21 protein-coding genes and 1 pseudogene are annotated in these 25,367 nt (G+C 55.7%); 13 read left to right on the top strand and 9 right to left on the bottom strand.

Annotated elements, in window-relative coordinates; all coding sequences use genetic code 11:
• Positions 1 to 32: 32 nt before the first annotated feature.
• The 5 genes from ACFQ14_RS07010 to ACFQ14_RS06990 all read right to left on the bottom strand — a co-directional run bounded on the left by ACFQ14_RS07010 (position 33) and on the right by ACFQ14_RS06990 (position 3,428).
• On the bottom strand, positions 33 to 506 hold the full coding sequence (locus ACFQ14_RS07010; protein WP_377211982.1) for a DUF427 domain-containing protein: 474 nt from the start codon (positions 504 to 506) through the stop codon (positions 33 to 35).
• A 49-nt stretch (positions 507 to 555) separates the two neighbouring features.
• Complete coding sequence (locus ACFQ14_RS07005; RefSeq protein WP_377211981.1) at positions 556 to 975, bottom strand: HIT family protein; 420 nt, start codon at positions 973 to 975, stop codon at positions 556 to 558.
• Positions 976 to 1,077: 102 nt separating this feature from the next.
• Positions 1,078 to 1,245 carry a CsbD family protein gene (locus ACFQ14_RS07000; protein WP_377211980.1) on the bottom strand — a complete coding sequence of 56 codons (168 nt, stop codon included), beginning with the start codon at positions 1,243 to 1,245 and terminating at the stop codon, positions 1,078 to 1,080.
• 158 nt (positions 1,246 to 1,403) lie between these two features.
• Positions 1,404 to 3,050 carry a chaperonin GroEL gene (groL, locus tag ACFQ14_RS06995; RefSeq protein WP_377211979.1) on the bottom strand — a complete coding sequence of 549 codons (1,647 nt, stop codon included), beginning with the start codon at positions 3,048 to 3,050 and terminating at the stop codon, positions 1,404 to 1,406.
• An 81-nt stretch (positions 3,051 to 3,131) separates the two neighbouring features.
• Positions 3,132 to 3,428, bottom strand: coding sequence for a co-chaperone GroES (locus ACFQ14_RS06990; RefSeq protein ID WP_377211978.1), 297 nt, complete (start codon positions 3,426 to 3,428; stop codon positions 3,132 to 3,134).
• Between the two features lie 387 nt (positions 3,429 to 3,815).
• Here ACFQ14_RS06990 and ACFQ14_RS06985 point away from each other — a divergent pair, with 387 nt between their 5' ends.
• Positions 3,816 to 5,825: a pilus assembly protein TadG-related protein gene (locus ACFQ14_RS06985; protein WP_377211977.1), complete on the top strand. Its 2,010-nt coding sequence runs from the start codon at positions 3,816 to 3,818 to the stop codon at positions 5,823 to 5,825.
• A 54-nt stretch (positions 5,826 to 5,879) separates the two neighbouring features.
• Here the strand turns inward: ACFQ14_RS06985 and ACFQ14_RS06980 are convergent, their stop codons facing one another.
• Positions 5,880 to 7,118, bottom strand: coding sequence for an EAL domain-containing protein (locus ACFQ14_RS06980; RefSeq protein ID WP_377211976.1), 1,239 nt, complete (start codon positions 7,116 to 7,118; stop codon positions 5,880 to 5,882).
• Between the two features lie 181 nt (positions 7,119 to 7,299).
• On the opposite strand from ACFQ14_RS06980, the gene ACFQ14_RS06975 reads away from it, so the two are divergent.
• The 6 genes from ACFQ14_RS06975 to ACFQ14_RS06950 all read left to right on the top strand — a co-directional run bounded on the left by ACFQ14_RS06975 (position 7,300) and on the right by ACFQ14_RS06950 (position 14,793).
• Positions 7,300 to 8,154, top strand: a complete 855-nt coding sequence (locus tag ACFQ14_RS06975) for a TIGR01459 family HAD-type hydrolase (protein ID WP_377211975.1) — start codon at positions 7,300 to 7,302, stop codon at positions 8,152 to 8,154.
• A 9-nt stretch (positions 8,155 to 8,163) separates the two neighbouring features.
• Positions 8,164 to 9,165, top strand: coding sequence for a bifunctional riboflavin kinase/FAD synthetase (locus ACFQ14_RS06970; RefSeq protein WP_377211974.1), 1,002 nt, complete (start codon positions 8,164 to 8,166; stop codon positions 9,163 to 9,165).
• A complete protein-coding gene (locus ACFQ14_RS06965; RefSeq protein WP_377211973.1) occupies positions 9,162 to 9,899 on the top strand; it encodes an SDR family NAD(P)-dependent oxidoreductase in 738 nt (245 codons plus the stop codon). Before ACFQ14_RS06970 ends, ACFQ14_RS06965 begins: the two co-directional genes overlap by 4 nt.
• Positions 9,899 to 10,660 (top strand): SDR family NAD(P)-dependent oxidoreductase, encoded by a 762-nt coding sequence (locus tag ACFQ14_RS06960; RefSeq protein ID WP_377211972.1) that lies wholly within the window; start codon positions 9,899 to 9,901, stop codon positions 10,658 to 10,660. Before ACFQ14_RS06965 ends, ACFQ14_RS06960 begins: the two co-directional genes overlap by 1 nt.
• A 244-nt stretch (positions 10,661 to 10,904) precedes the next feature.
• Positions 10,905 to 13,874: an isoleucine--tRNA ligase gene (gene ileS / locus ACFQ14_RS06955; protein WP_377211971.1), complete on the top strand. Its 2,970-nt coding sequence runs from the start codon at positions 10,905 to 10,907 to the stop codon at positions 13,872 to 13,874.
• Positions 13,875 to 14,124: 250 nt separating this feature from the next.
• Positions 14,125 to 14,793 (top strand): hypothetical protein, encoded by a 669-nt coding sequence (locus ACFQ14_RS06950; protein WP_377211970.1) that lies wholly within the window; start codon positions 14,125 to 14,127, stop codon positions 14,791 to 14,793.
• Between the two features lie 7 nt (positions 14,794 to 14,800).
• Here the strand turns inward: ACFQ14_RS06950 and ACFQ14_RS06945 are convergent, their stop codons facing one another.
• Positions 14,801 to 15,256 (bottom strand): nucleoside deaminase, encoded by a 456-nt coding sequence (locus ACFQ14_RS06945; RefSeq protein WP_377211969.1) that lies wholly within the window; start codon positions 15,254 to 15,256, stop codon positions 14,801 to 14,803.
• A 61-nt stretch (positions 15,257 to 15,317) separates the two neighbouring features.
• Here ACFQ14_RS06945 and ACFQ14_RS06940 point away from each other — a divergent pair.
• The 4 genes and pseudogenes from ACFQ14_RS06940 to ACFQ14_RS06925 all read left to right on the top strand — a co-directional run.
• Positions 15,318 to 16,376 (top strand): annotated as a pseudogene (locus ACFQ14_RS06940) (pseudouridine synthase); the annotation flags it as partial.
• Complete coding sequence (gene rsmD / locus ACFQ14_RS06935) at positions 16,360 to 16,917, top strand: 16S rRNA (guanine(966)-N(2))-methyltransferase RsmD (RefSeq protein WP_377211968.1); 558 nt, start codon at positions 16,360 to 16,362, stop codon at positions 16,915 to 16,917. The pseudogene ACFQ14_RS06940 and the gene rsmD, both read left to right, overlap by 17 nt.
• A 150-nt stretch (positions 16,918 to 17,067) precedes the next feature.
• Positions 17,068 to 18,516 (top strand): M16 family metallopeptidase, encoded by a 1,449-nt coding sequence (locus ACFQ14_RS06930; RefSeq protein ID WP_377211967.1) that lies wholly within the window; start codon positions 17,068 to 17,070, stop codon positions 18,514 to 18,516.
• A 3-nt stretch (positions 18,517 to 18,519) separates the two neighbouring features.
• A complete protein-coding gene (locus tag ACFQ14_RS06925; RefSeq protein ID WP_377211966.1) occupies positions 18,520 to 19,851 on the top strand; it encodes a M16 family metallopeptidase in 1,332 nt (443 codons plus the stop codon).
• A 5-nt stretch (positions 19,852 to 19,856) separates the two neighbouring features.
• Here ACFQ14_RS06925 and ACFQ14_RS06920 read toward each other — a convergent pair whose 3' ends face one another.
• Complete coding sequence (locus ACFQ14_RS06920) at positions 19,857 to 21,284, bottom strand: MATE family efflux transporter (RefSeq protein WP_377211965.1); 1,428 nt, start codon at positions 21,282 to 21,284, stop codon at positions 19,857 to 19,859.
• Positions 21,281 to 23,110, bottom strand: a complete 1,830-nt coding sequence (locus ACFQ14_RS06915; protein WP_377211964.1) for a monovalent cation:proton antiporter-2 (CPA2) family protein — start codon at positions 23,108 to 23,110, stop codon at positions 21,281 to 21,283. Before ACFQ14_RS06915 ends, ACFQ14_RS06920 begins: the two co-directional genes overlap by 4 nt.
• Positions 23,111 to 23,206: 96 nt before the next feature.
• Here ACFQ14_RS06915 and ACFQ14_RS06910 point away from each other — a divergent pair, with 96 nt between their 5' ends.
• Positions 23,207 to 24,565 (top strand): TldD/PmbA family protein, encoded by a 1,359-nt coding sequence (locus ACFQ14_RS06910; RefSeq protein WP_377211963.1) that lies wholly within the window; start codon positions 23,207 to 23,209, stop codon positions 24,563 to 24,565.
• A complete protein-coding gene (locus tag ACFQ14_RS06905) occupies positions 24,552 to 25,358 on the top strand; it encodes a 3'(2'),5'-bisphosphate nucleotidase CysQ (RefSeq protein WP_377211962.1) in 807 nt (268 codons plus the stop codon). Before ACFQ14_RS06910 ends, ACFQ14_RS06905 begins: the two co-directional genes overlap by 14 nt.
• The last annotated feature ends 9 nt before the right edge of the window (positions 25,359 to 25,367 follow it).

Below are 25,367 nucleotides of genomic sequence, written 5' to 3'. Positions count from 1 at the left end.
CAAATTCCGGAATGACGGCTACACAGGGGAGTTCACCAATGGGTTGTGCCCGGAGCGCCTTTAACTGGTCCTTCAATGTTCGGCGTCAGCCAACCGCCGTAGAAATTCCCCGGCTGTGGGATCACATCCACGCCGCCCACAGTGCAGCGCTCCATCGGTTCGGCGTAGAATGCGACCTTACCTTCAATCGGTGCGAATGGTGGCGTGGGCTTCGCATAGGTCCACGCTGCGCCATCGGCCCTTTTGTCGCCCACCACGATATCGAAATACGAAGCCTGCCCCTTCCATTCGCACAGCGAACGGCGGGAATTTTTGACGAGATGCTCGGCTTTGATGTCTTCCATCGGCAGGTAATAGGTCGGCGGATGATACGTCTCCAACGCGCGGTAGCCGCCCGTAGTGTCGGCAATCACAACGCCGTTAAACTCCACCGTCAACCGATGCGCGCAGGGCTCGCATATGGCAGGGCGGGGGAAGTTGAGGACGTTTTCGGCTTTCATACTCATGAAATAACGCTATCCAATCGCATGCAAGGACGAACTACGCAAAATGTCGCTATTCACCCGCGTAGGGCAAACGCGCCCTTTCTAGCAACTCGTCAAAACGCTGATTAACGGTTCTGTCGGGTGTCCAACAAACATCTTGGCCATCGTCTTTGCGGCGTGGAACAATGTGAAAGTGCATGTGGAACATATCTTGCTTAGCTTCTGCACCATTGCTGCATATAATCTGTACCGAACTGATACCAAGGTTCGACTTATAGTGCCGACAAATACGATGAATTACCTCGCTAACTGCCTGAAAGTCATTGATATCAGTATCGAAAATATCTGTCGAATGGCGTTTTGGAATTACAAGCGTGTGAAATTCGGCAACAGAGCCTTTGTTGAAAAAGGCGACGACCTTCTCATCTTCATAAACCCTCCAAGCTTTTGCGGTGCCCGAGGCGATTTCACAAAACGTGCATCCAATCATCGTCAGACTTTATGCGAATTTGCCTACCAAACAACCAAAAAGGCCGGAGCGCTTGCTCCGGCCTTGTGGTCGAAAATCAGTTTGCAGGTGTGGGTCCAGCCCTTAGACGGCGTCTTTAATATCGCCTTTTGTCTCTTTGGCTTCGCCCTTCACCTGTTGGGCCTTGCCCTCGGTTTCGAGCTTTTTGTTATCGGTCAATTCGCCGGCAACTTCCTTGACCTTGCCAATGGCCTTGTCGAAGGCGCCTTTTGCTTGATCTGTATTAGCCATCTTATTTCTCCTTGTTTCAGAGAACATCGTTTTCGACATTCACAGAGACAACGAGACAGTCCTGCTTTCGTTCCAATCCTTGACCGGTTTGATCAAAGAAAAAGGCCGGTGAGTTCCCCCACCGGCCTTCAATTCATTCAGCGAACTGAACGGCGTGCTTACATCATGCCGCCCATACCGCCCATGCCACCCATGTCTGGCATGCCGCCGCCCGCTGGGGCAGCTTCCTGCGGAGCTTCGGCAACCATGGCTTCGGTCGTGATCAGCAGCGATGCGATGGAGGCTGCGTCTTGCAGTGCGTGGCGAACCACTTTCACCGGGTCAATGATACCCATCGCAATCATGTCGCCAAATTCACCGGTTGCGGCATTGTAGCCGAAGGTGTCTTTTTTGCTTTCCAGCACTTTGCCGACAACCACGGAGCCTTCGTCACCAGCATTTTCCGCGATTTGGCGGATTGGCGACTGAAGGGCGCGTTTGACGATAGCAACACCGGCAGCCTGATCTGCATTTTCACCGGTTGTCTTCATGTTGTTTGAAGCACGAAGCAGCGCGATGCCACCTCCGGGAACGATGCCTTCTTCAACGGCTGCACGCGTAGCGTTCAGCGCATCGTCGACGCGGTCTTTCTTTTCTTTCACTTCGACTTCCGTTGCACCACCAATGGAGATGACAGCAACGCCGCCAGCGAGTTTCGCCAGACGCTCTTGAAGCTTCTCACGGTCGTAATCGGAAGTTGTCTCTTCAATCTGCTGCTTGATTTGAGCAACGCGGCCCTGAACGTCTTTTTTCTTACCGGCGCCATCGACAACAGTCGTTTCTTCCTTGGAGATTGAGACTTTCTTGGCAGTGCCGAGCATGTCGAGCGTGACTGAGTCGAGCTTGATGCCAAGCTCTTCGGAGATCACTTGACCGCCGGTCAACACAGCAATGTCTTCAAGCATCGCTTTGCGGCGATCGCCGAAGCCCGGTGCTTTGACAGCTGAAACTTTCAAGCCACCGCGCAGTTTGTTGACCACGAGGGTCGCAAGCGCTTCGCCTTCGATGTCTTCGGCAATAATAAGCAGCGGACGGCCGGATTTCACAACAGCTTCGAGAATTGGCAGCATGTCTTGCAGGGACGACAGCTTTTTCTCGTGCAGCAGGATGTATGGGTCTTCCAACTCGCACATCATTTTTTCCGGATTTGTCACGAAGTAGGGTGACAGGTAACCGCGGTCGAACTGCATGCCTTCAACGACTTCCAGCGACGATTCCAGCGACTTGGCTTCTTCAACCGTGATGACGCCTTCGTTGCCGACGCGCTGCATGGCTTCTGCAATGCGGTTGCCGATTTCGGCTTCACCGTTTGCGGAAATCGTACCAACCTGGGCAACTTCGTCAGTCGTCTTGATTTTCTTGGCAGATTTTTTCAGCGTTGCGACAACTTCTTCAACAGCAGCGTCGATGCCGCGCTTCAGATCCATCGGGTTCATGCCAGCAGCAACGGCTTTCGCGCCTTCGCGAACGATTGCTTGAGCCAGAACCGTAGCAGTCGTCGTGCCGTCACCGGCCAGATCGTTGGTCTTGGAAGCAACTTCACGCACCATCTGTGCGCCCATGTTTTCAAACTTGTCTTCAAGCTCGATTTCTTTGGCAACGGAAACACCGTCTTTAGTGATGCGCGGTGCACCAAAGGATTTGTCGAGAACGACGTTACGGCCTTTTGGGCCAAGCGTTACTTTTACTGCGTTGGCGAGGATATCGACGCCGCGCAGCATGGACGAACGGGCGTCCGAACCAAATTTTACTTCTTTAGCAGCCATTTTGACTAACTCCTGAAATGCGCTGTTTCATTTGGATGAAACAAAGCGCGAAATATTAAATCGACGAAAACGTGTGCTGGCTTAGCCAATGACGCCCATGATGTCGGACTCTTTCATAATCAGCAGGTCTTCGCCGCCAATCTTCACTTCTGTGCCCGACCACTTGCCAAACAGAACGCGGTCACCAGCTTTAACGTCCAGTGGGACCAGCTTGCCAGCCTCATCGCGGGCACCGGAGCCAACGGAGACGATTTCGCCTTCAGCAGGCTTTTCCTGTGCGGAATCGGGAATGATGATGCCACCAGCTGTTTTTGTGTCCGCTTCAACGCGGCGCACTACAACGCGATCGTGAAGGGGGCGGAATTTCAATTTTGCCATGTTTCTTAGATCCTATACTCGGCTTGCCGCACCGAAATGCTGCGACAAAGAAACGGTTTTATGGAACCCGCTTAGCACTCACGAAAGGAGAGTGCTAACGGTGGAGGCGAGATAGTGTCTCGGCTGTTGCGAGTCAAGAAGCGGCGCTTCTAAAATCCGGCGAAGAAGCGTTCAGCGTTCGCTAAGAAAGACGGCGTATAGCTTTAGCCAAGTCGATTGCACGAATACGGCACGCCAAAACGGCATCGTGAGAAAAGAAATAATAGGTAAAATTTAACCGTTATTCTCAAGCCATCCTAAATTCCCTTCCGTCATATTCTGATCCAACACCCCTACTGCGCGTGGACTCCGCATGCAGTTCAGGGGGGCGGAAAATGGAGTACGGATATGTTGAAGAAGTTTTTCAAAGACACCAGCGCCAACGTGGCACTGATGACCGGGGGCGCGCTTTTGCCAATGTTGGTTGGTGTGGGTGTAGCAGTGGATGCATCTGAACTGTATCGTGCGAAACAGTCATTTCAGGCGGCGGTTGATGCCGCAGCTCTTGGTGCTGCCAAAACCCTGACCCGCACAGGCGATACTGCGAAATCGCGGTCGCACGGTGAAGAGATCTTCACAGCGAATATCGCAAACCTGCCCAGATCGCAGGGATCAGTGGTGATCAACACCGGTAACGGAGATTGCTCATCCAACGGCGTGACGGCGACGGCCACACTGCGTCACCCGATGTTCTTTGATAAAATTCACAAAGTATTCAGCGTCCAGGATGACCCTGGCTATGCAAACCTTTCGACGTCCGCGACTGTTAAATGCGGCGGCGACACGGTGGAAATCGCGCTGGTGCTCGATAATTCGGGTTCGATGGGCGACGATGGTAAGCTCGGCACGCTAAAAAGCGCTGCGCGCAACATGGTTGATACATTGGCAGACACTGTCGGCCAGCAATCTGTGCCCAAGCCGGTCCAATTTGCAGTCATCCCGTTCGCGGGCATGGTCAACGTTGGTCCTTCTAACGCCAACGCAACTTGGATGGATAAAGACGGTATCGCCAGCTACCACCACGAGCATTTCGATTGGGATTCCAATGACGATGTCACGAAAAGCAACGGTATCTATTTCGATAGCAGCGGCAACAAAATTACCCGCTTCTCACTCTACAACAACCTGGGCATAAACTGGCAAGGTTGTGTCGAGCAGCGTCCTTATCCGCATCACACAACCGATGAGGCACCGAGCAACACTCAGCCCGATACTCTGTTCGTGCCATCTTTTGCGCCGGACGAGCCGGATGATTATTCTGGTCGCCGTGAGCAGGTGCGTGTCGATGTTTCGCAGACGACAATCTACTGCCTGCGATGGTACAACTGGCCATATCAAAGCTATTGCTACGAGTGGAACGATCCCCGCTGGCAGCGTGCGAACTACGGTTACAAATATTGGGGCGCCTATCACCCGGTTGCTGGCTATGCCAACCGCTGGAACGGCGACTACGATTCCAACGGCGTTTTCACGGGTGGTGACTCGATCGACAACAACGGTCCCGTCATAACTGAAGACGAGTATGCTAACAATTATCTGGAAGACGAGCGTGGGCGTCCATCAAGCGGCAACAATCCGCCTAAATATGCGCCAGAACACACCGGACGTCAGAGCGACCAATATAAGCGCCAGCGTTGGACTTGGAAATATTTCAACAACCCAACTGTTTATGACGTGAACGACAACCAAAGTGGTTTCCCAAGCGTTGCCGGTTTGCAAGGCGGTCCGAACTTCTACTGCACGACCACGCCTCTGCGTCAGCTGAGCACGCAACATGGCCAAACCAAAGCAGCGATCTCGGCAATGGAGGCCGAAGGTGCAACCAACATTCAGCAAGGTATTGCTTGGGGCTGGCGCGCGCTTTCACCTGGCGAGCCGCTGACTGAAGGTCGTGATTACAATGTTGCAGACAACAAGAAGATCATGGTTGTGATGACGGATGGCAACAACACTTATTATCCGTATTCGCAATTCGTTGACGACAACATTGTCAAAAATCCTTCGATCTATGGCTCGCACGCTTTCAACGGCGGCGACTATGAAACACCGCTACGCAAGCGCCTGTTTGAAGGATTTACCGCTATTGCGAACCCGTCGGATGATTTCGACACCTATCGTCAGGTCATGGATGCACACATGCTGGAAACGTGTAACAATGCGAAAGCTGCAGGCATCCAAATCTACACGATCGCATTCGATGTGCCAGAAGGTGCTGATGTGCGCAAAACTCTTGAAGCCTGTTCTTCACGAGGGTCGCAAGGCGAGCCGCTCTACTATGCGGCGGACGACAACGCTGAGTTGATCGAAACATTCCGTGAGATCACCGAGAAAATCTCGGAACTGTCGCTGACCTTCTAAGCAACACGAAAAAACAAGAGGCCCGCCCGGGAAACCGCGGCGGGCTTTTTTGTGTCATGAACCCGTATCCCGCTTCAGCGTAGGCCCGTCGAGCAATTCTTTCTTGATGGGCCGGGGTGGGGCGAACAGAAGGCCTTGGGCAAATTCGACTTGAAAATCGAGTAGAGACAGAACCTCGTTTTCACGCTCCACATCCATTGCAATGAGGGTTATGTCGACGTCTTTCATCGCATTGGCCAGTTCCGCAGGCATCAGCGGTGCCTTTTCATCGACGCTGGCATGCAGCAAAATTCCGGCTGGTATTTTGACGAAACGGAAGCCCACGCGTTGCAACGCTGCAATATCAAGCCGCAGGTCCATCACTTCGTCAAGCGACAGATGAAAGCCCATATCGACCAGTTGCCCGAGACGGTCTTTTGCGAGAGGTTTTAGATGCCTCAACTCGCGTTGTGAGATCTCGATCACCAATTCATCGGCAAAATTCTTGTTGCGCTGGAGGAAGCCATGCATTTCCTTAAACGCCTGCGCATCTTCGAGCAGCTCTGCTGACACGTTTGTAAAAAGACCCGCTTTTTTGTTCAGTATTTCAAGCCTTTCGAGCATCCGCACCGAAGCATGCAGTAGTTTGCGGTTCATCATCGGCAGCAGACCGCCTTTTTTGGCGAGCTTATCGAACTGGCCTGCATCGAGATAATCGCCAGCGGGCAGTTTCAGCCGCATAAGCGCTTCATAATTGCTTGGCCTGCGCTGTGCAAGGTCCACCACGGGCTGCAGATGGATGCTCAGCTCATCTTTTTTCAAAGCCTGTTTCAGATCGATCTTTTTGAGCGCTGCCGCGTTTGCCACAATGCCGGAGACTGAATGTCCCTCGCTGACCTTTTCCACTTGGGTCGTTGCAGGAACCTTGGCGGCAGGTGTGGCGTTGATCTGCTTTTCCAGTGCGGCCATGCGCTCTGCCATCGCCTGCATCGTAGTGCCTATTTGAACGCGGTCTTTCTTTTGTCTCTCGGACGCTTCACCCAAATCCGCGTCCTGCTTTTGCGCCAAACGTCTTTCCAGATCAGCCTCGAATTCCGCAAACGCTTCAAACCGCGCATCAAGCGCCTTAAGCGTGGATGTGTGTTGTATGTCGCGCAGGATCACATAACACAGCGTGAAAATGACCAGTCCAAAGAGAGCTGACACGACAGCGGATGCGATGCCCGTTGCAAAGAGAAGCCATGCCAAAGCCGCCGACCCAATCGCTGCGACAATGATCACAGTGGTGAAACCCAATATATTGGTACGGTCCATGCCCGCCGACGACCTCCGCCCGCCCGAATCAGGTTAACCAATACGGCCTGATGTGGCGCAAGTGAAGTCTTGCCTCTCGCTGACCCGTACAGCCGATGGGACAAGCCTGCGTCTTGACGGGCGTGGGGCATGGCCTTACCGCACTCGCACCAATCCTTTTGCTGCTCGGAAATTCCTACCCATGACCCCGCATATCGACGGTCTTTCCGCACTCTCTGGCCAATATCGCGCCCTTTTGTGTGATGTATGGGGCGTGCTTCATAATGGTGTTTCCGTTTACCGCGACGCGGAAGCCGCGCTCGGCCAATTCCGCGCTGCCGGTGGTGCTGTGGTGATGATCACCAATTCGCCGCGCCCACGCGCCGGTGTGATCCAGCAATTGGACGAGCTTGGCGTTTCGCGTGATACCTATGACGAGATCGTGACCTCGGGAGATGTCACCCGCGAACTCATTCGTCAGGCTGATGGCTCTATTTTCCATCTCGGTCCTGACCGCGACAAGCCCCTGTTTGACGGCCTAAATGCATCAATGGTTGGCGAAGACACCGCCGCAGCCATCGTCTGCACGGGTCTGTTCGAAGATGAAACGGAAACACCCGAAGACTATCGCGCACGGTTTGAGCCTCTAGTCGCGCGTGGCGTGCCGTTCATTTGCGCTAACCCCGATATTGTTGTGGAGCGTGGTGACCGCCTCATCTGGTGTGCTGGTTCCCTGGCTCGGCTCTACGCTGAAATGGGGGGCGAGACGCGCCTTGCCGGTAAGCCCCATGCGCCGATTTACGCTCTCGCAAGCCGCAAGGTCGCAGAACTCACGGGCGAGACGATCGACAAATCCAACATGCTGGCAATTGGCGATGGTATGCCAACCGATGTAAAGGGCGCTCAGGATTTCGGCTCCAACCTTCTTTATATCGCAGGCGGTATCCACGCGGGCGAATACGGTGGCGCGGAAAATCCTGACACTGCAAAACTCGAAACTTTCCTGAAAGAGCAGGGTGCAACGCCCGATTTCTGGATGTCGCGGTTGGTTTGGTAGACGCGCACAATGTTATTCCCATCCGCCGATTTTATTCATGATCTGACAACCGCATTGCCTGAAGCGCGGCGTGGCGGCGTCGTTGCTATTGGCAATTTTGACGGTGTCCATCGTGGCCACCAAATCGTGCTGGAACGGGCGATGGAACTTGCGCGTACCAAAGGCGTGCCGTGCACCGCGCTGTCGTTCGAGCCCCATCCGCGCACGCTGTTTAAGCCACAAAGTCCCGTCTTTCGCCTCACTCCGCAGGATATGAAGGCACGTGTGCTTGCCGCACTCGGGCTTGATGGCTTGCTGGTTCTGCCATTCACCCGCGAACTCGCTGGCACAAGCGCTGATGATTTCGTCGATTTGCATTTGCTAGCCGCAGCGGGGGCAAGCCATATCGTCACCGGCTTCAATTTCCACTTCGGCAAGGACAGGGCAGGGTCGCCAGAATTTCTCAAAGCTAAAGGCGAAAAGTCAGGTTTTGGCGTCACCATCGTAGAAGCGCAGGCGGATGAAAACGCCGATCCCATTTCATCAAGTCGAATCCGTCGCTGCCTTGGTTCCGCCGATGTGGTGCAAGCCGCAGGTCTGCTGGGTTACCGCTGGTGCGTCCGCGGCGAAGTCATCAAAGGTGCCCAGCTTGGCCGGACGCTCGGTTATCCAACAGCCAATATCGCGCTGCCGGAAAACTGCCGTCTCGCCCACGGCATCTATGCTGTGCGCCTGCGCCGCGCTGACGGTTCGCTGCACAACGGCGTTGCAAGTTATGGTCGCCGCCCGACATTCGACAACGGCGAAGCTCTGCTGGAAACCTTTGTGTTCGACTTTCAAGACGACCTCTATGGCGAGGAGATTGAAATTACCCTGTTTGGCCATTTACGCGGCGAAGAGAAATTTGACAGTGCGGAAGCCTTAGTGGAGCAGATGAACCGCGACAGCGCCGAGGCGCGTGCACTCCTCTCGGCAGTGTCACCTCTCTCTGCGCTTGACCAATCAATCGCTTTTGAAGGGCTTGTCGAATGAGTGGTGTGATTGGCAAAAGGGTTTTGATCACTGGCGCCACCGACGGTATCGGCCTTGCGATGGCGTGCAAATATGCGCAGGCTGGCGCTCGTGTGCTCGCCACAGGCCGCCGTCCGCTGGCCCGCACCGACGATATTTTCGGCGGCGCAACGCTCACTTACATTCGTGCTGACCAGTCTGAACCGGAAGAGGCTGCCCGCAGCATCGTCCAGACTATGAAAACGATGGGCTGGACTGGCTGCGACCTTGCCATCCTCAACGCAGGTATTGGCTGGGCCGGCAATCCGGCGGACGAGCCAGCCGAGGTTTTGGCAGAGCAAGTAGCAGTCAATGTCGAAAGCCCCGTGCAAATCGCCCGTGCCATTGCGCCAGCCTTGTTTGAAGCAAAGGGGCAACTCACGCTGATTGGATCAATCGCGCACAAAGGCTCCAAGAAATTCGCCACTTATGCCGCCACAAAAGCTGCCCAACGCGGCCTAGCTCGCAGCTTGCGCGAAGAATGGCGCGATCGTGCGAATGTGCAAATCCTGCACCCCGGCGCAATCCGCACCGGAATGCACGCCAAGGCCGGTTTCAAAGCGGGTATGTTCCGCATCTTCTTTACGGGAAGCCGCCGCGCATCCAACGCAATCCTCTCCGCCATAGAAAGCGGCGTGGCCGAGCGTGTCATCAAGCGCAACTTCATCTTCCGTACCGGCTGGCGCACTCCGCGCCGCCTAAGGAAGGTCCAGTAATGCGCGTTCTCATCACAGGTGCCGTTGAGGGTTTGGGCCGCGCACTGGCAGAGCAATTGCTGTCAGAAGGTCACACGGTCGTCGCAGTCGATCGCAACCGCACTGGCCTGCACGAACTCACTCAAAGCCATGTTGGCCTGTGCGAAAGCCGCCTGGTCGACATGGAAGATAAAGGCGTGCTGCGCCTGCTGGCAGAAGAACCCGGCACCTTGCCTTACGATTTGGTGATCTTGAACGCAGGCATTTCAGCCACAGGCAAATTCGAGGAGATCCCGTCCGACGCCTATCGCAGATTGATCAACGTCAACCTTCGGGCTCCACTTCTGCTGGCGTCGTCTTTTGTGGCAAACGGCAAAATGGCGGCCAAAAGCAAGATCATCTTCATCTCGTCGCTCTCTCATGCTGTCGGCTATCCCGGTGCAAGTGTTTATGCAGCGACGAAGGACGGCATCGCGATCTACGCCAAAAGCGCGCGCAAGCCGTTCAAGAAAAAAGGTGTGTCGGTGATGACGGTCTTTCCCGGCCCCATCCGCACGGCCCATGCTGAAAAACACGCACCGCCCGGCGCAAAGGCCGACAAGCGCATGGATCCTGAAAAACTGGCTAAATCCATTCTACGAGCGGCCAAAACCAAGCGCAGCGAACTCTACCCCGGCATCGCAGCATCCTTTGCTGGCATGGCGGGCCGCTTTGCGCCCAATATGGCAACCAAAGCCATGCGCCGAGCGATTTTTGATAAGCTGCAAGAGCCGAAATATTAAGCGCTGGAATCCGCAAGCCGCCTTTGCTAAGTCATCGCCATGAACAAAACGGCGAGCAATTTCCGGTTTCGAATTATAAGCCCGGTCGGGCAGGTGGCTTAGATAGGCTGTCGCCGCGACCGGGAACAGGCATGTCCGCGCCTTTTCAAAGCGGGCAACAGCGATTTTCAAGCAATCATGCCCGAACGGGCCGCCCGATCCCGCGCCAACCGAGCGCATTGCGGCGGATTAAAACGAGACAACAATGTCTGACAAGACGAGCGACACATTCGATTATTCCAAAACTCTCTACCTGCCGCAGACGGACTTTCCCATGCGTGCGGGCCTGCCCAAGAAAGAGCCGGAAATCATCGCGCGATGGGAGGAAATGGACCTTTACAAAAGGCTGCGTGAAGACGCCAAGGGCCGCGAGAAATACGTGCTCCACGATGGCCCGCCCTATGCCAATGGCAATCTACACATCGGCCACGCGCTCAACAAAATTCTCAAAGACGTCATCACTCGCTCATTCCAGATGCGCGGCTATGACAGCAACTACGTGCCCGGCTGGGATTGCCACGGCCTGCCAATCGAATGGAAAATCGAGGAGCAATACCGCGCCAAGGGCAAGAACAAGGACGAAGTGCCGATCAACGAATTCCGCAAGGAATGCCGTGACTTCGCCGCCCATTGGGTCGGTGTGCAAACCGAAGAATTCCTGCGCCTCGGCGTGACGGGTGATTTCAAAACTCCGTATCTGACGATGAATTACGATTCCGAGGCTCTGATCGCCAAAGAGCTGATGAAGTTCGCCGCCAGCGGACAGCTTTATCGTGGCTCAAAGCCGATCATGTGGAGCGTCGTCGAGCGCACCGCGCTTGCAGAGGCCGAGGTGGAATACGAAATCCACGAGAGCGATACGGTTTGGGTGAAGTTTCCGATCCATGGATCAAAGGAATTGGCCGACGCATCAATCGTCATCTGGACCACAACACCTTGGACCATCCCTGCCAACCGTGCGGTGTGCTATTCCCCCCGTGTTCCCTACGGTCTCTACGAAGTCTCGAGCGCCGAAAATGATTTTGGACCACAGGCAGGCGACAAACTGATTTTTGCCGACAAGTTGGCTGGAGAGTGCGCTGCAAAAGCCAAAGTCGAGATGAAGAAGCTGCGTGATGTAACACCGCTAGAACTCGAAGCAATCTCTCTCGCTCATCCGCTCGCCAACGCCAAGCTTGGTGGCTACAATTTCACCGTTCCCATGCTCGCTGGCGATCACGTCACCGACGAAGCGGGCACGGGCTTTGTCCACACCGCGCCTTCTCATGGCCGCGACGACTTTGAGGCTTGGATGTCGAACGCCAAGCAGATCGAAGCCATGGGCATCGACACGCGCATCCCGTTCCCCGTCGATGACGCGGGCTTCTACACTGACGATGCCCCCGGTTTCCAAGGCGCTCGTGTGCTAGACGACAAGGGCAAGAAGGGTGATGCGAACCAGCGGGTTATCACTGCGCTCATCAAGGCCAACAACCTGTTCGCGCGTGGCCGCCTAAAGCACGAATATCCCCATTCGTGGCGCTCGAAGAAGCCGATCATCTTCCGCAACACGCCGCAATGGTTCGTCTACATGGATAAACACGGCGTGGTTGGCGGCGAAAACTCTAACATGGGCACGCTGCGCCAAACCGCGCTTGCCGCCATCGACGAGACCCGTTTCGTGCCAGCCGCTGGCCAGAACCGCCTCCGCGACATGATCGAAAAACGCCCCGACTGGGTGCTGTCGCGCCAACGCGCCTGGGGGGTGCCGATCAGCGTCTTCCGCCACACGCAGAGCGGCAAAATCATACCCGGCCCAGATTTTGACCGCTCCGAAGAACTCATCGACCGCATCACGGAAGCCTTCAAGGCAGAAGGCGCGGATGCGTGGTATGCAGAAGGCGCAAAAGAGCGCTTTCTAGAGGGTTTCGTCGATGACATGAGCGCTTGGGAAAAAATCGACGACATTCTCGACGTCTGGTTCGATTCAGGCTCCACCCACGCTTTCTGTCTGGAACAGCGCGAAGACCTGAAATGGCCAGCCGATCTTTATCTTGAAGGCTCCGACCAACACCGCGGTTGGTTTCATTCCTCGCTGTTGGAAAGCTGCGGCACGCGCGGACGAGCGCCTTACGACGCGGTGCTGACACACGGCTTCGTGATGGCGGAAGACGGACGCAAAATGTCAAAATCGCTGGGCAATCAGGTCACGCCGCAACAGGTGATCCAGCAATCCGGCGCTGACATCCTGCGCATTTGGGTGGCCCAATCCGACTACGCCGAAGACCTGCGCATCGGCCCCGAAATCCTCAAGACTGCGATCGACGCCTACCGCAAGCTGCGTAACACGCTGCGTTGGATGCTCGGCACGCTGGCGCACTACGATGGTGAGAAAGTTGCCTATGCCGACATGCCGGAACTTGAACAATTTATGTTGCACCGGTTGTCTGAACTCAATGGTACGGTTCGTGAGGGCTACGATGCGTTTGACTTCAAGAAAGTGTTCTCAAGCCTGCTCAATTTCATGAATATTGAGCTATCGGCGTTTTATTTCGATGTGCGCAAGGACGCGCTTTATTGCGATGCCCCATCCTCCATGCGCCGTCGCGCTTCCCTTTATGTCGTGTCGGAACTGTTCGATTGCCTGACCGCATGGCTTGCGCCGATCCTCTGCTTCACCACCGAAGAAGCATGGCTGGAGCGCAACCCGAGCGCTGATTCGGTGCACTTGCGTCAGTTCCCCGAGATTCCGGCCGAATGGCGCAACGATGGCCTGACACAACGCTGGTCAAAACTGCGCACCGTGCGCCGTGTGGTGACCACCGCTCTAGAAGACGAGCGCCGCGAAAAGCGCATCGGCTCGTCGCTGGAAGCTGCGCCCTTGGTTTACATCGGCTCAGGCTTTGCAGGCATCTTTGATGGATTGGACGCGGATGAATTATTCATCACATGCGGTGCGCAAGTGCTGATCTCGCCAACCGAAAAAGCCACGGACCACCCCGATTGTCCGGCAGAGGCTTTTGTTTACGATCAGATCGGCCCTAGCGTCGCTGTCGTCAACCGTATGGCGCAGGGTAAAAAATGCGCTCGCTCATGGCGTATTTTGCCAGAAGTGGGTACCGATCCCGACTATCCGGACCTTTCACTGCGTGACGCTGACGCTATGCGTGAAATTGAGGCTTTGGCAGGCAAATAGAACGACCAAAACAGGTTTAACCCTTGAAAGATGTCGTGATCGCCCCGCGATTGCATTGGCGGGGCGGTAATTGTAGGTAAAGGCAACCAGGCTACGCTTTGGTGGGCGTATAAGCGTGCCCACACAAAATGTGGCGCACTGCCGGATTGTGGCCGCATTGTTGTGCGGTATCGCTGTGCGGCGGTGTTGTGGCCTTTAGTAGCCGCCGACCGAATAAAGCCGAGCCGAATATCCGGCCGATGGAGCAAAAATGAAAAGCGTAGTTCGCACGAGAGCTTTCATACTCGCGGCCCCCGCCGCAGCACTGCTGCTGTCCGGCTGTGTCGGCACCTCCACATATGGCACCGGCAAAACCCAAGAAGAACAGCTTTATGATGATCTGCTGGGAATTGCGGCCATGAGCGGCTTGGAAAAGAAAAAAGAACCGATCAATTACTTGTCTCGTCCGGGTCTGGTTAAACCGCCGGCTGTGGCGGAACTGCCAGCACCAGCGGAGACCGTCGAAAACCAAGCGGGTTACTTTCCGTCTGATCCTGAGGCGCGCCGTCAGCAATTGTTGTCGGATCTGGCGGACGCAGAAGCGAATGGTGGTGAATTGCCGCCAGAAATTGTTGCAGCAAGACGTGAATCGGCGGAACGAGCCAAAGTGTTGCGCCGCCCCGGTGCGGCTGATGTTCGTGACAATGACGCCATGACGCCTGAAGAGCGCAAAGCTGCACGGGAAGCCTTTCTTGCAGATAGATCACTGTCGCGCGGCGCTTCCGGCACGGCTCCTCGAAAATACCTCACGGAGCCGCCAGCCCCTTACAGAACTCCTGCTGAGTCAGCTCCTGTTGGCGTGCCGGGCGAAAAAGAGGTTGATCCGTATGCGAAAGGCCGCAAGTCGCTTTTCGGCTCAATCTTCAACAGCAAAGACTGATTTCGCTCTACACGCCTTTGCTTCGTCTTATCTGAAAAAACTCTTTCAACAGTGCTGTTGCTTCGCTTTGGGCAATTCCGGAATACACGTCTGGCGCATGGTGGCATGTAGGCTGATTGAAAAACCTTGGCCCATGAGCAACCGCGCCCCCTTTGGTATCGTCCGCCGCAAAATAAAGCCGCCGAATCCGTGCAAATGAAATCGCCGCCGCGCACATGGCGCAAGGCTCCAGTGTTACGTAAAGATCGCAATCCGGCAGTCTCTGGCTTTCAAGCGTGGAACACGCTTCGCGGATGACCAGAAGTTCTGCGTGTGCGCTGGGGTCATGCAGTTGGAGCGTTCGGTTTCCAGCACGCGCAAGAACTTCGCCGTCGCGCACCAGCACAGCGCCCACCGGAACTTCTCCGCGCTGTGCCGCGCTTCGCGCTTCAGCCAGCGCTATTTCCATGAAACTTTCGCCCATCACCTTTCCATATCGCCAAACGTGTCTCGCGCAAAGCGCGGTGAGGTGTTAGGGAGCCGACATGAAACAGTTCAAACCCTCATCTAGCCAAAAGCCCGCGCTGAAATCCGCCGGCACGAGCTTCGATACTGAAGCCGCGTCTGCGAGCGGTGCCGCGCCGATGCGCATTGCCAAGTACATGGCCCGTGCTGGTCTCTGCTCGCGCCGCGAGGCCGAACGTTGGATTGAGGACGGTCGGGTGACGTTGAACGGGCGGGTGCTCACTTCGCCTGCCGTGAACGTTTCGCCCACGGACGAAATTCTGGTCGATAATGCGCCCATGCCAACCGTAGAGCGCACACGGCTCTGGTTGCTGCATAAAACGTCCGGCACGGTGACGACCAACAAAGACCCCGAAGGTCGCCCCACAGTGTTTGAGGCGCTGCCAGATGATCTTCCTCGTGTTCTTTCCGTTGGCCGACTTGATATCAACACCGAAGGCCTGCTGTTGCTCACCAACGATGGCGGTTTGGCCCGTGCCCTGGAACTGCCGTCAACAGGCTGGTTGCGCCGCTACCGCGTTCGCGCTCATGGCCAAATCACACAGGAACGTCTCGATACGCTGAAAGACGGCATCGCGGTTGATGGCGTGCTCTATGGTTCAATCGAAGCCGAATTGGAGCGGGTGCAGGGGACTAACGTTTGGCTGACTTTCGCCATGCGCGAAGGCAAAAACCGTGAGGTTAAAAAAGTGCTCGCCGCGCTTGATTTGGATGTGAACCGCCTGATCCGAATCTCTTATGGCCCCTTCCAACTGGGTGATCTGCCGAGAGGCCAAGTCACCGAAGTACGCGGACGAACGTTGCGCGATCAACTTGGTGAAAAACTTATCGCCGCGTCGGGCGCGGAATTTGACGCTCCCTTGATCGACCGCAAAGCACTGGAAAAGGATGCACGACGCAAGGCTGCTCAAGCTGGCAAGAAGGAAGATGGGGTCAAGAAAAAGCGCGGCGGAAAGTCCGCTGGCAAGGCAGATTCACTGGCGCGTCTCGATACCAAAAAGCCAGACAGCCGCGCTAAGCCCAATAGAGGAAAACCGTCGCGAACCAAGCCCGGAAAGAGCCATGCGGATCGTCGGCGGTAGTTTGCGCGGGCGTTCGCTCGCTGTTCCCAAATCCAACGCTATTCGTCCCACAACAGACCGCACCCGTGAGAGCCTGTTCAATATTCTCTCTCACAATTGGCCAGAAAAGCTAAACGGCGGACGCGTGCTCGATGTTTTCGCAGGCACCGGCGCGTTGGGATTGGAGGCAATGTCCCGCGGTGCATCCTTTGCAATGTTTGTGGAAAACAGCATCGAGGGCAGGGGGCTGTTGCGCACCAACATTGAGAATTTTGGCCTCAATGGAAAAACGAAAATTTCCAAAACAGACGCTACCCGTCCCGGCCCCATTCGTGCGCTGGAACCGTTTGATCTAATTTTCGCCGATCCTCCCTATGGCAAAACGCTCGGTGAGCAGGCGTTAGCGGCTCTGCTGCGCGAGGGCTGGCTTGCGTCGCATGCATTGGTGGTTTTGGAGGAGCGCAAAGACACGCTTCCTTCTGCCCTTCAGGGCTTCAACAGCATTGAAAGCCGCAATTTTGGTGAAACCGCCATTGGTTTTTTCGAACTTCAGGCATGACACACCAAAAGCGGCATCACGCCACATGACGAAAAGTTAACTGCGTCTGCCATTGCAAAGCCTTATACCTGCTCACAAGTCTATGTTCTGCCAAGCCGTTTATCGGTCCGCCCCACTCTGGCCCACGCCCTTTTGATCAAAGGAACCGAAATGCCCTTTTCACTGCCTATTAAAGCCAAACGTTTGTCACCGAAAAAGATGGCGCTCGCCTTTGCCTTAGCCGGGCTGGTGGCGATGCCTGCACTCCAAACACCTGCGATGGCGCAAGTCTCTGCGCTGGCCGCGAAGGCAAAGCAGGGTATCAACGTGACAAATTTCAAGCTGGATAACGGCATGGAAGTGGTGATCATTCCAGACCGCCGCGCACCGGTGGTGACCCACATGGTTTGGTACAAGGCCGGTTCTGCTGATGAACCGCCGGGAAAGTCTGGCATCGCGCACTATCTTGAACACTTGATGTTCAAAGGGACTAAAACGGTCAAGGGCGGCGAGTTTTCCGCCAAGGTCTCCGAAAACGGTGGCCAGGAAAACGCCTTCACCTCATACGATTACACCGGCTATTTCCAGCGTGTCACACCATCACTTTTGGGCGAGATGATGCGGCTCGAGGCTGACCGGATGGAAAATCTGGTTCTGACCGATGAAGTGATTGACCCAGAACGGTCCGTCGTTCTCGAAGAGCGCAATTCGCGCATCGAAAACCGTCCCGAAGGGCTGTTCAACGAAGCGATGTCTGCCGCGATGTATCGGAATCACCGCTACGGAGTGCCGATCATTGGCTGGCGCCATGAAATCGAGAAACTCGATAAAGACGCAGCCATCGACTTTTACGACCGCTTTTACACGCCCAATAACGCTATCTTGGTGGTTGCTGGTGATGTGGACCCAGAAGAGGTTCGCAAATTGGCGCTGGAGACATACGGCAAGGTTGCTCGCCGCGCCGAACCAGGCAACCGCGTGCGCCTGAGCGAGCCACCGTTCCGCGCACCGCACCGCATTTCCATGACGCACGAACGTGTGACCACGCCAAGCTGGCAGAGACGCTATTTGGTGCCGTCATATTACAGCGCTGAGGGCGGCGAAGTTGGCGAAGAACTCGACTTGCTGAGTGAGATCATAGGTGGCGGTGCAACCAGCCGCATCCAACGCAAGATCGTCATCGAGGACAAGATCGCCTCCAGCGCAGGCGCTTGGTATCAGGGTAGTTCCAAGGATGACACGACCTTTGGTTTCTATGGGACACCGCGCCCTGGCGTGACAGTTGAGCAGCTAGAGGCTGCCATTGACGCAGTGATCGCCGATGTGCGCGAAAACGGCGTCACCCAGGAGGAACTCGACCGTGCCAAAAAGCGCTTGCTGCGCTCCACGATTATGGCGCGTGACAGCCAATCGACCTTGGCCCGCATCTACGGTGCCTCTCTGGCGATTGGCGCGACCGTTGAAGAAATCGAGAAATGGCCCGACGATATGATGGCCACCAAACTGGAAGATGTGAATGCGGCTGCCAAAAAATATCTCGACATCAACGCCTCCGTGACTGGAACACTGAGCCCGGCTGCGAGGAAAGCTGCCACCACTGAACAACCGAAGGAGGGCTAAGCCATGAACCGTCTAACCCAAACGCCGGCGAAAGCCCTCATCGCTGGCCTGACACTTTTCACCTTTTTTGCACTAGCCCTTTTGCCGGCCCGCGCGGTTGAAATTCAAACTGTTACCTCTGAAAAAGGCGTAACCGCGCTTTTGGTGGAAGACTACACTGTGCCAATCGTGGCTCTCCAGTTCTCCTTCAAAGGCGGATCGTTGCAGGATGCTGACGGCAAAGAAGGAACAGCCCGCCTGTTGACCACACTGCTGGATGAAGGCGCTGGCGATATTGAAAGCAAGGCGTTTCAGGAAAAGCTGGATGAGGTTGGCGTGGAGTATAGCTTCAACGCCAGTCTGGATAATTTCTCCGGCGGCATCAAAGCGCTGCGCATCAATTTTGTGGAGAGCGCCGATATGTTGGCATTGATGCTCAACAAGCCGCGCTTTGATGCAGACCCAATCGAGCGCATGAAAACCTCCGCGCTGACAAATCTGCGCCGCCAAGAGAATAACCCGCGCACGCTCTCGGCCAAGGCCCTGCGCGAAGCGACATTTGGCGACCACCCCTATGCGCGGCCAAGTGAAGGCACGGCGGAGACGATTGAAGCGATCAGCGTTGATGATCTGCGGGGCTACAAGGACAAGGTATTTGCCCGCGATAATCTTGTTATCGGCGTGGTTGGTGCGATCAGCGCGGACGAATTGAAACCCATTCTGGACGCGGTATTCGCAAGCCTGCCAGAAAAGGCAGATTTGAGAGCTATCCCTGAAGCGACCATTGAAGCGGGTAAATCCATCCACGTAGATCTAAATGTGCCGCAGACAACCATCGGTTTTGTCATGCCCGGCCTGAAGCGCGATGATCCGGATTTCTTCGCTGCCTATCTGGTCAACCACGTGCTTGGTGGCGGCTCGTTTTCCTCACGCCTTTATGAAGAAGTGCGCGAGAAGCGTGGTTTGGCCTACGGTGTCTATTCATTCCTTGGGACTTATGACTATGCGGGAACGGTCGGAGCCGGTTCGGCCACCAACGCTGCTGCCGCGCAACAGACTATCGACATCATGCGCGCAGAAATGAAGCGGATGGGTGAAGAGGGTCCAACGGCCGAAGAATTGGAAAAAGCAAAGAAGTTCATCATCGGCACCTACGCGATTTCCAATTTAGATTCGTCCAGCAAGATCGCCTCGGTCCTAGTCGCCATTCAGCAGGCTGATCTTGGTTTGGATTATATCGATCGCCGCGAGGACTATCTCAACCAAGTCACGCTTGAGCAGGCAAAACGGGTGGCGAATGAATTGTTTGGCGGCGAGCCAACGCAGGTGACAGTTGGCCAGAAGCTAACGAACTGAGGTGTTCAACCAGTCGTTGCACCCTTTGCCGTAGTGAACGGTGAGTTGGCACTCGGTGGCAAATGTGTTGGCGGGTCGATTGGCCCGCCACCATCTGTCTCGGGCAGGTTTTTAACCAAGCGATAGGCCGACAGCACACCCAAGCCACCGAAGACCACCGCACCAAGGCTCCAGCCGATGATCACGCCCTCTGCGCCCCATGCCATTCCGAAATATACAAACGGTATCGTTCCAAGCGTTGCACGTCCCCAATTGTAGGCCGTCGCAAGCAGTGGCTTGCCCAGATTATTGAAGGCCGCGTTTGCGACGAACAGCGCCCCTGCAAACACAAATGTTCCTGCGCCCCATAGGCAAAAAATTGAGATGATATCCGCCGCTTCACCCGACGCGCCGAAAAGCCAGATGATCCCGTCTTTTCCAAGCGCCAGAAGCAGCCAGACGCTGAGGCAAAACACCAGCGTGAAGACAAACGCATCTTTCATGCTTTGCAACACACGCGGGTAATCCTTAGCTCCGTAGTTCTGTCCGAGGATCGGCCCCACCGCGCCTGAAAGTGCGAAGATAACACCGAAGGCTACAGGTATGAGCCGTCCGACAATCGCCCATCCTGCCACCGCGTCATCACCAAATTCGGCAATCGCGCCTGTCACATAAGCATTGCCGACGGGCGTTGCCATTTGCGTCGTCAGCGCGGGCAGGGCGATTCCCATGAACGGGCGCAGATGGCCGATAAAGTCTTCCGCATCGGGTCGCCCCAGCATGTTGTGAACCTTATGCACGCCGTGGAGGCCAACCGCCACAATCACCAACCGAGACAACACGGTTGCATAAGCGGCGCCATCCAAGCCCATGTCAAACCCGAAGATCAGCAGCGGATCAAGAACCATTGCAGCAGCAGCGCCGGACAGCGTTACATACATGGCCCGTTTAGCGTCACCCTTCGAGCGCAGCAACGCACCGAAACACATGCCAAATCCTACCAGCGGGATGGAAGGAATGACGATCGCCATAAAGCGAGCTGCCATCTCCAAGGCCTCACCCTGCGCACCGATCATGGCGAGGGTTGCATGGCGGGTGAAAAACAGAAGCGTTGAAAACACCACCATAGCCACGGCCAGATAAATCAGCGCGGTTGTCGCCATTTTCCTCGACCGTTCTGTTTCTCCAGCACCAATGGCGCGTGACACAAGCGCAGAAGCAGAAATCGACATGCCGATGCCGATGGAAAAGGAAAAGAACAGGATAGTAGTGGCATAGCCCACCGCCGCCGCCAGCGCCTGTTGGCCCAGCAGCGAGATGTAAAAAAGGTTCAGTGCGTCGATGAAGAAGACCGAGACGAGGCCCGCCGATGCCGTCAACGTCATCACGATCACATGGCGCATTGTGCTACCGGTTAAGAATTTTCCGCGCTCGACCGCCGTCGCAGCGCTCATGCCTTGGCGTCCGCAGTGTCGTCGTCACCCTGAAGCGCCTGCTCCGTTTTCTCGTCCAAAGGCTGAGCCTCTTGGCGCGGCTGCACCAAGGGTTCGGGCACGGGTTTAATGTGAAGGTTCTCGGAGCCCGCCATAATTGAACCTTCCCGAGCCTGAATCCGCAAGCGTTCCAGGTCACGCCGACGCACATCGTTGATGATCAATTGCGCGTCCTCGGCGGAATGCCCCAAACCCTCCAACAATGCCCGACCCATTTTGAGCGCCGATTCAAATGTTTCGCGAATTTGGAATGTCACATCTTTGGTGAGCAGTTCCAGCGCATGGGCACGGTCGTAAGAACGCACATACAGGTTGATGTCGGGATATTCATTACGGATCAAATCCACGATGCGGTTGGTGACCTCCACCTTGTTGGTGCAAACGGCGACCATTGTTGCTTTTTCTATGCCTGCCGCCCGAAGCACATCTTTGCGGGTGCCATCGCCGAAATAAATGCGGAAACCAAACTTCGCAGCATTGCGAATACGCTCGGCACTGGTGTCGAGAATAGTCACTTCGCAGCCTCCCGCCAGCAGTGTTTGAGCGGTCACTTGCCCTAACCGAGAAAAACCGATCATCAGAATGCGCGACCCTTCCGCGCCTTCGAAGTCTTCTTCCATATGTTCGTGCTGCGATTCAGAAACCAGCATTGAACCCAGCTTCACGCAAAGCGGCGTCAGCACCATCGAAAGCGTAACGATAGCGATCAATAGAGACGCTTGTTCCCTGTCCAGCAGAGCGGCCGAGGCGGCAGCGGAAAACAGCACGAACCCGAATTCACCGTGCTGCGGCAGCACTGCTGCAACCTTGACCGCGATGTTGTGCGGTGACCCGAATGCCCTGCAAAGTCCATAAAGAATGGCCGCCTTTACCGTCAGAAGTGCTGGCACCAGAAGCGCGATAATCAGCCAGTTTTCTAACACAGTGGATAGGTCGACCGATAGCCCAACGGCAATGAAAAACAGCCCCAGTAAAATTCCACGAAACGGCTCGATATTGGCTTCAAGCTCATGGCGATAGGAGGATTCTGCGAGCATTACACCCGCGATGAAAGCGCCCATTGCCATGGAAAGTCCGGCATAGTTCATCAGCAGTGCGGCACCCATCACGATGAACAAGGCAGCTGCAATCATCGCTTCACGCGCACCTGTGTTGGCGATGATTCCAAACAGTGGGTTCAATGCATAGCGGCCCACAAGCACCAAGCCTATCAGGCTGGCAACTGCGATGGCCACCAGCTTTGCGCTTTCCATCGAAAGCTCCATAGAGCCAGCCGCCAACACTGCGACCATAATCAGCAGTGGTGCGATGGCGATGTCTTGAAACAGCAGAATCGAAAAGGCGCGTTTGCCGTGCGGTGTGTGCTGTTCGCGCGCGTCTTCCAGCAACTGTAGTGCAAAAGCTGTTGAGGAAAGCGCTAGGCCAAAGCCGATTACGATGGCGGTGGAAAGCCCTACGCCAAAAGGCAGAGAGAGCGCTGCGATCACAACGCCGCTGACAAATACTTGCAACGCGCCAAGCCCAAAAATCTCGCTGCGCATGTTCCATAACTGCGCAGGCTTCAGTTCCAAGCCAACGATAAACAACAGCAACACAACACCGAGTTCGGCTACATGCAAAACGCTTTCTCCATCATGGATGAAATTGATGACGGGGCCGAGCAAAATACCCAAGAACAAATAGCCCAGAACGGTGCCAAGCCCGATCTTTTTGAACAACGGCGCGGCAATTACCGCACCGCCCAAAAGAACGGTCGCATCGAGGAAAAGGGTGGTGCTGGTTGCCATTGTTCGCCAATAGCATGAAGCGTGCGGCAATGTCAGTCTTGAAGCGCACGGTCGCACTGCTTATGCAGTGATAGCCGAGAAAACGAGAACGCCAGCGTGCAAAACCACCCCACTGATTCCGACTTCGATCTCAAACCGCTGCAAGACCGTGCAATCGAGCTTGTGGATGCCGCCAAACGCGCTGGTGCGGACGCTGGCGACGCGGTTGTAGCCTCCAGCCGATCAACTGGGGTGGACATACGAAATGGTGCGGTGGAAGAAATTGACGCGTCAGAAAACGATGCTTTCTCACTTCGAGTGTTTGTCGGAAACCGTTCCGCAAGTGTGTCGGCCAATCGCGGAGGCGATGCGGCGATATTGGCCGAGCGTGCGGTGGCAATGGCGAAAGTCTCTCCTGAAAACACCTATGGTGGATTGGCGGACGAAGAGCGTCTCGCCAAGCAGTTTCCGGATTTAGACCTGCTGGACAACACGGTCCTTACCGTCGAAGAAATGACAGAGCGCGCACGCGCATGCGAGGAGGCTGCACTGGCCGTCAAAGGTGTGACCAAATCCTCTGGTTCAGGATGTGGCCGCTCTATTGGGGGCACGGTTTTGGCCACAAGCCACGGCTTCATCGGATCTTACGCCGCCAGCCGCTATTCTTTGTCCGTCTCCGCCGTGGCTGGCGAAGGAACCGGCATGGAGCGGGATTACGATTTTGACAGCAAGCGCCACTTAAAAGACTTGCGCGACCCTCAATCCATCGGAAAGACAGCAGGCGAACGCACGGTTAAACGACTGTCGCCGCAAGTGCTGCCTACCCAGCAGGGAACGATAATATTCGAGCCGCGCATGGCGCGATCATTGGTTGGTCACATGGTCTCCGCGCTGAACGGTGCATCGGTTGTGCGTAAGACATCGTTTTTGCGTGATGCGATGGGCGAGGCCGCTTTCAGCGAAACAGTGCGCGTAACAGATCGGCCTCACCGGTTGCGCGGCCTCGCTTCGCGTCCCTTTGACGGCGAGGGCGTGGCGCTTGAAGATCTGCCGCTGATTGATGGTGGTGTGATACAAAACTGGCTTCTTGATAGTGCCACCGCCCGCGAACTTGGTCTTGCAACCAACGGTCGCGCCAACCGCTCTGGCTCCAGCACCAGCCCTGGTACAACAAACCTGACGCTCGACGCTGGGCAGCGTTCGTTGGCGCAGATGATTGCTGACACGAAATCCGGTCTTTTGGTAACAGAGCTGATCGGGCAAGGCGTAAATATGGTAACGGGCGACTACTCGCGCGGTGCCAGCGGCTTTCGAATCGAGAACGGTGAACTCACCTATGCGGTGAGCGAAATCACCATCGCAGGCAATCTCAAAGACATGTTTAAGCGGTTGGAGCCAGCAAGCGAAATCGACACGCAGGGCAGCATCCACACGCCAGCCATTGCCATTGAAGGCCTGACTATTGCCGGACGCTGAACCCAACCGCAAAGACTTGAAACTGGTCGAAGAGCTGGGCCGCGAAGCTGGTGCAATCGCGCTTTCCTATTTCGGAAAGGACCCGGAAGTCTGGTGGAAAGAGGGCGATAGCCCCGTTTCGCAAGCTGACTTCGCGGTGGATGCTTTTTTGAAAGAGAAGCTGCTCGAGGCGCGACCTGACTACGGTTGGTTGTCGGAAGAGACGGAAGATAGCGACGAAAGGCTGGGTGCGCTGCGCACGTTTGTGGTGGACCCAATTGACGGCACACGCGGCTTCATCAACGGCATGGACCGCTGGTGCGTTTCCATTGCTGTGGTTGAAGATAACCGTCCGGTCGTTGGTGTTCTGGTCGCGCCCGTCCTGCAACAAACGCTGAGCGCTGCGCTCGGCGTTGGCACAATGCTTGATGGCGGAACCGCCAGCGTTCGCGCACCGACGGACACGCTGATCATGACCGGCCCGCGCCCTTTCCTCAACGCTACGGAAGACTTCGCGGACCGTGCAGTTGAAAAAACGCCGTTCATACCCTCCCTCGCATGGCGTCTGGCTATGGTTGCGATGGGCGAAATCGACGTCGCACTCGCTCGCGGTTCAGCCCGCGACTGGGACTTGGCAGCGGCGGATCTGATCGTTCACGAGGCTGGTGGTCGGCTAACGGACATGCGCTCAAAAGCGCTGAGCTATAATTGCCCGTCCACCCGTCAAGGCTCGCTAGTGGCATCGAATGCGGATCATCACGATGAAATGCTTGATCTCGCCCGTCGCGCCATGAATAAACAGCGCCAAGCCTAATCTCACCTT

The organism is Pseudahrensia aquimaris (assembly GCF_042676045.1).
GTDB lineage: Bacteria > Pseudomonadota > Alphaproteobacteria > Rhizobiales > Rhizobiaceae > Pseudahrensia > Pseudahrensia aquimaris.
Note: the sequence above shows the minus strand (reverse complement) of the source record. Positions and strands in the feature narration are given on the sequence as shown.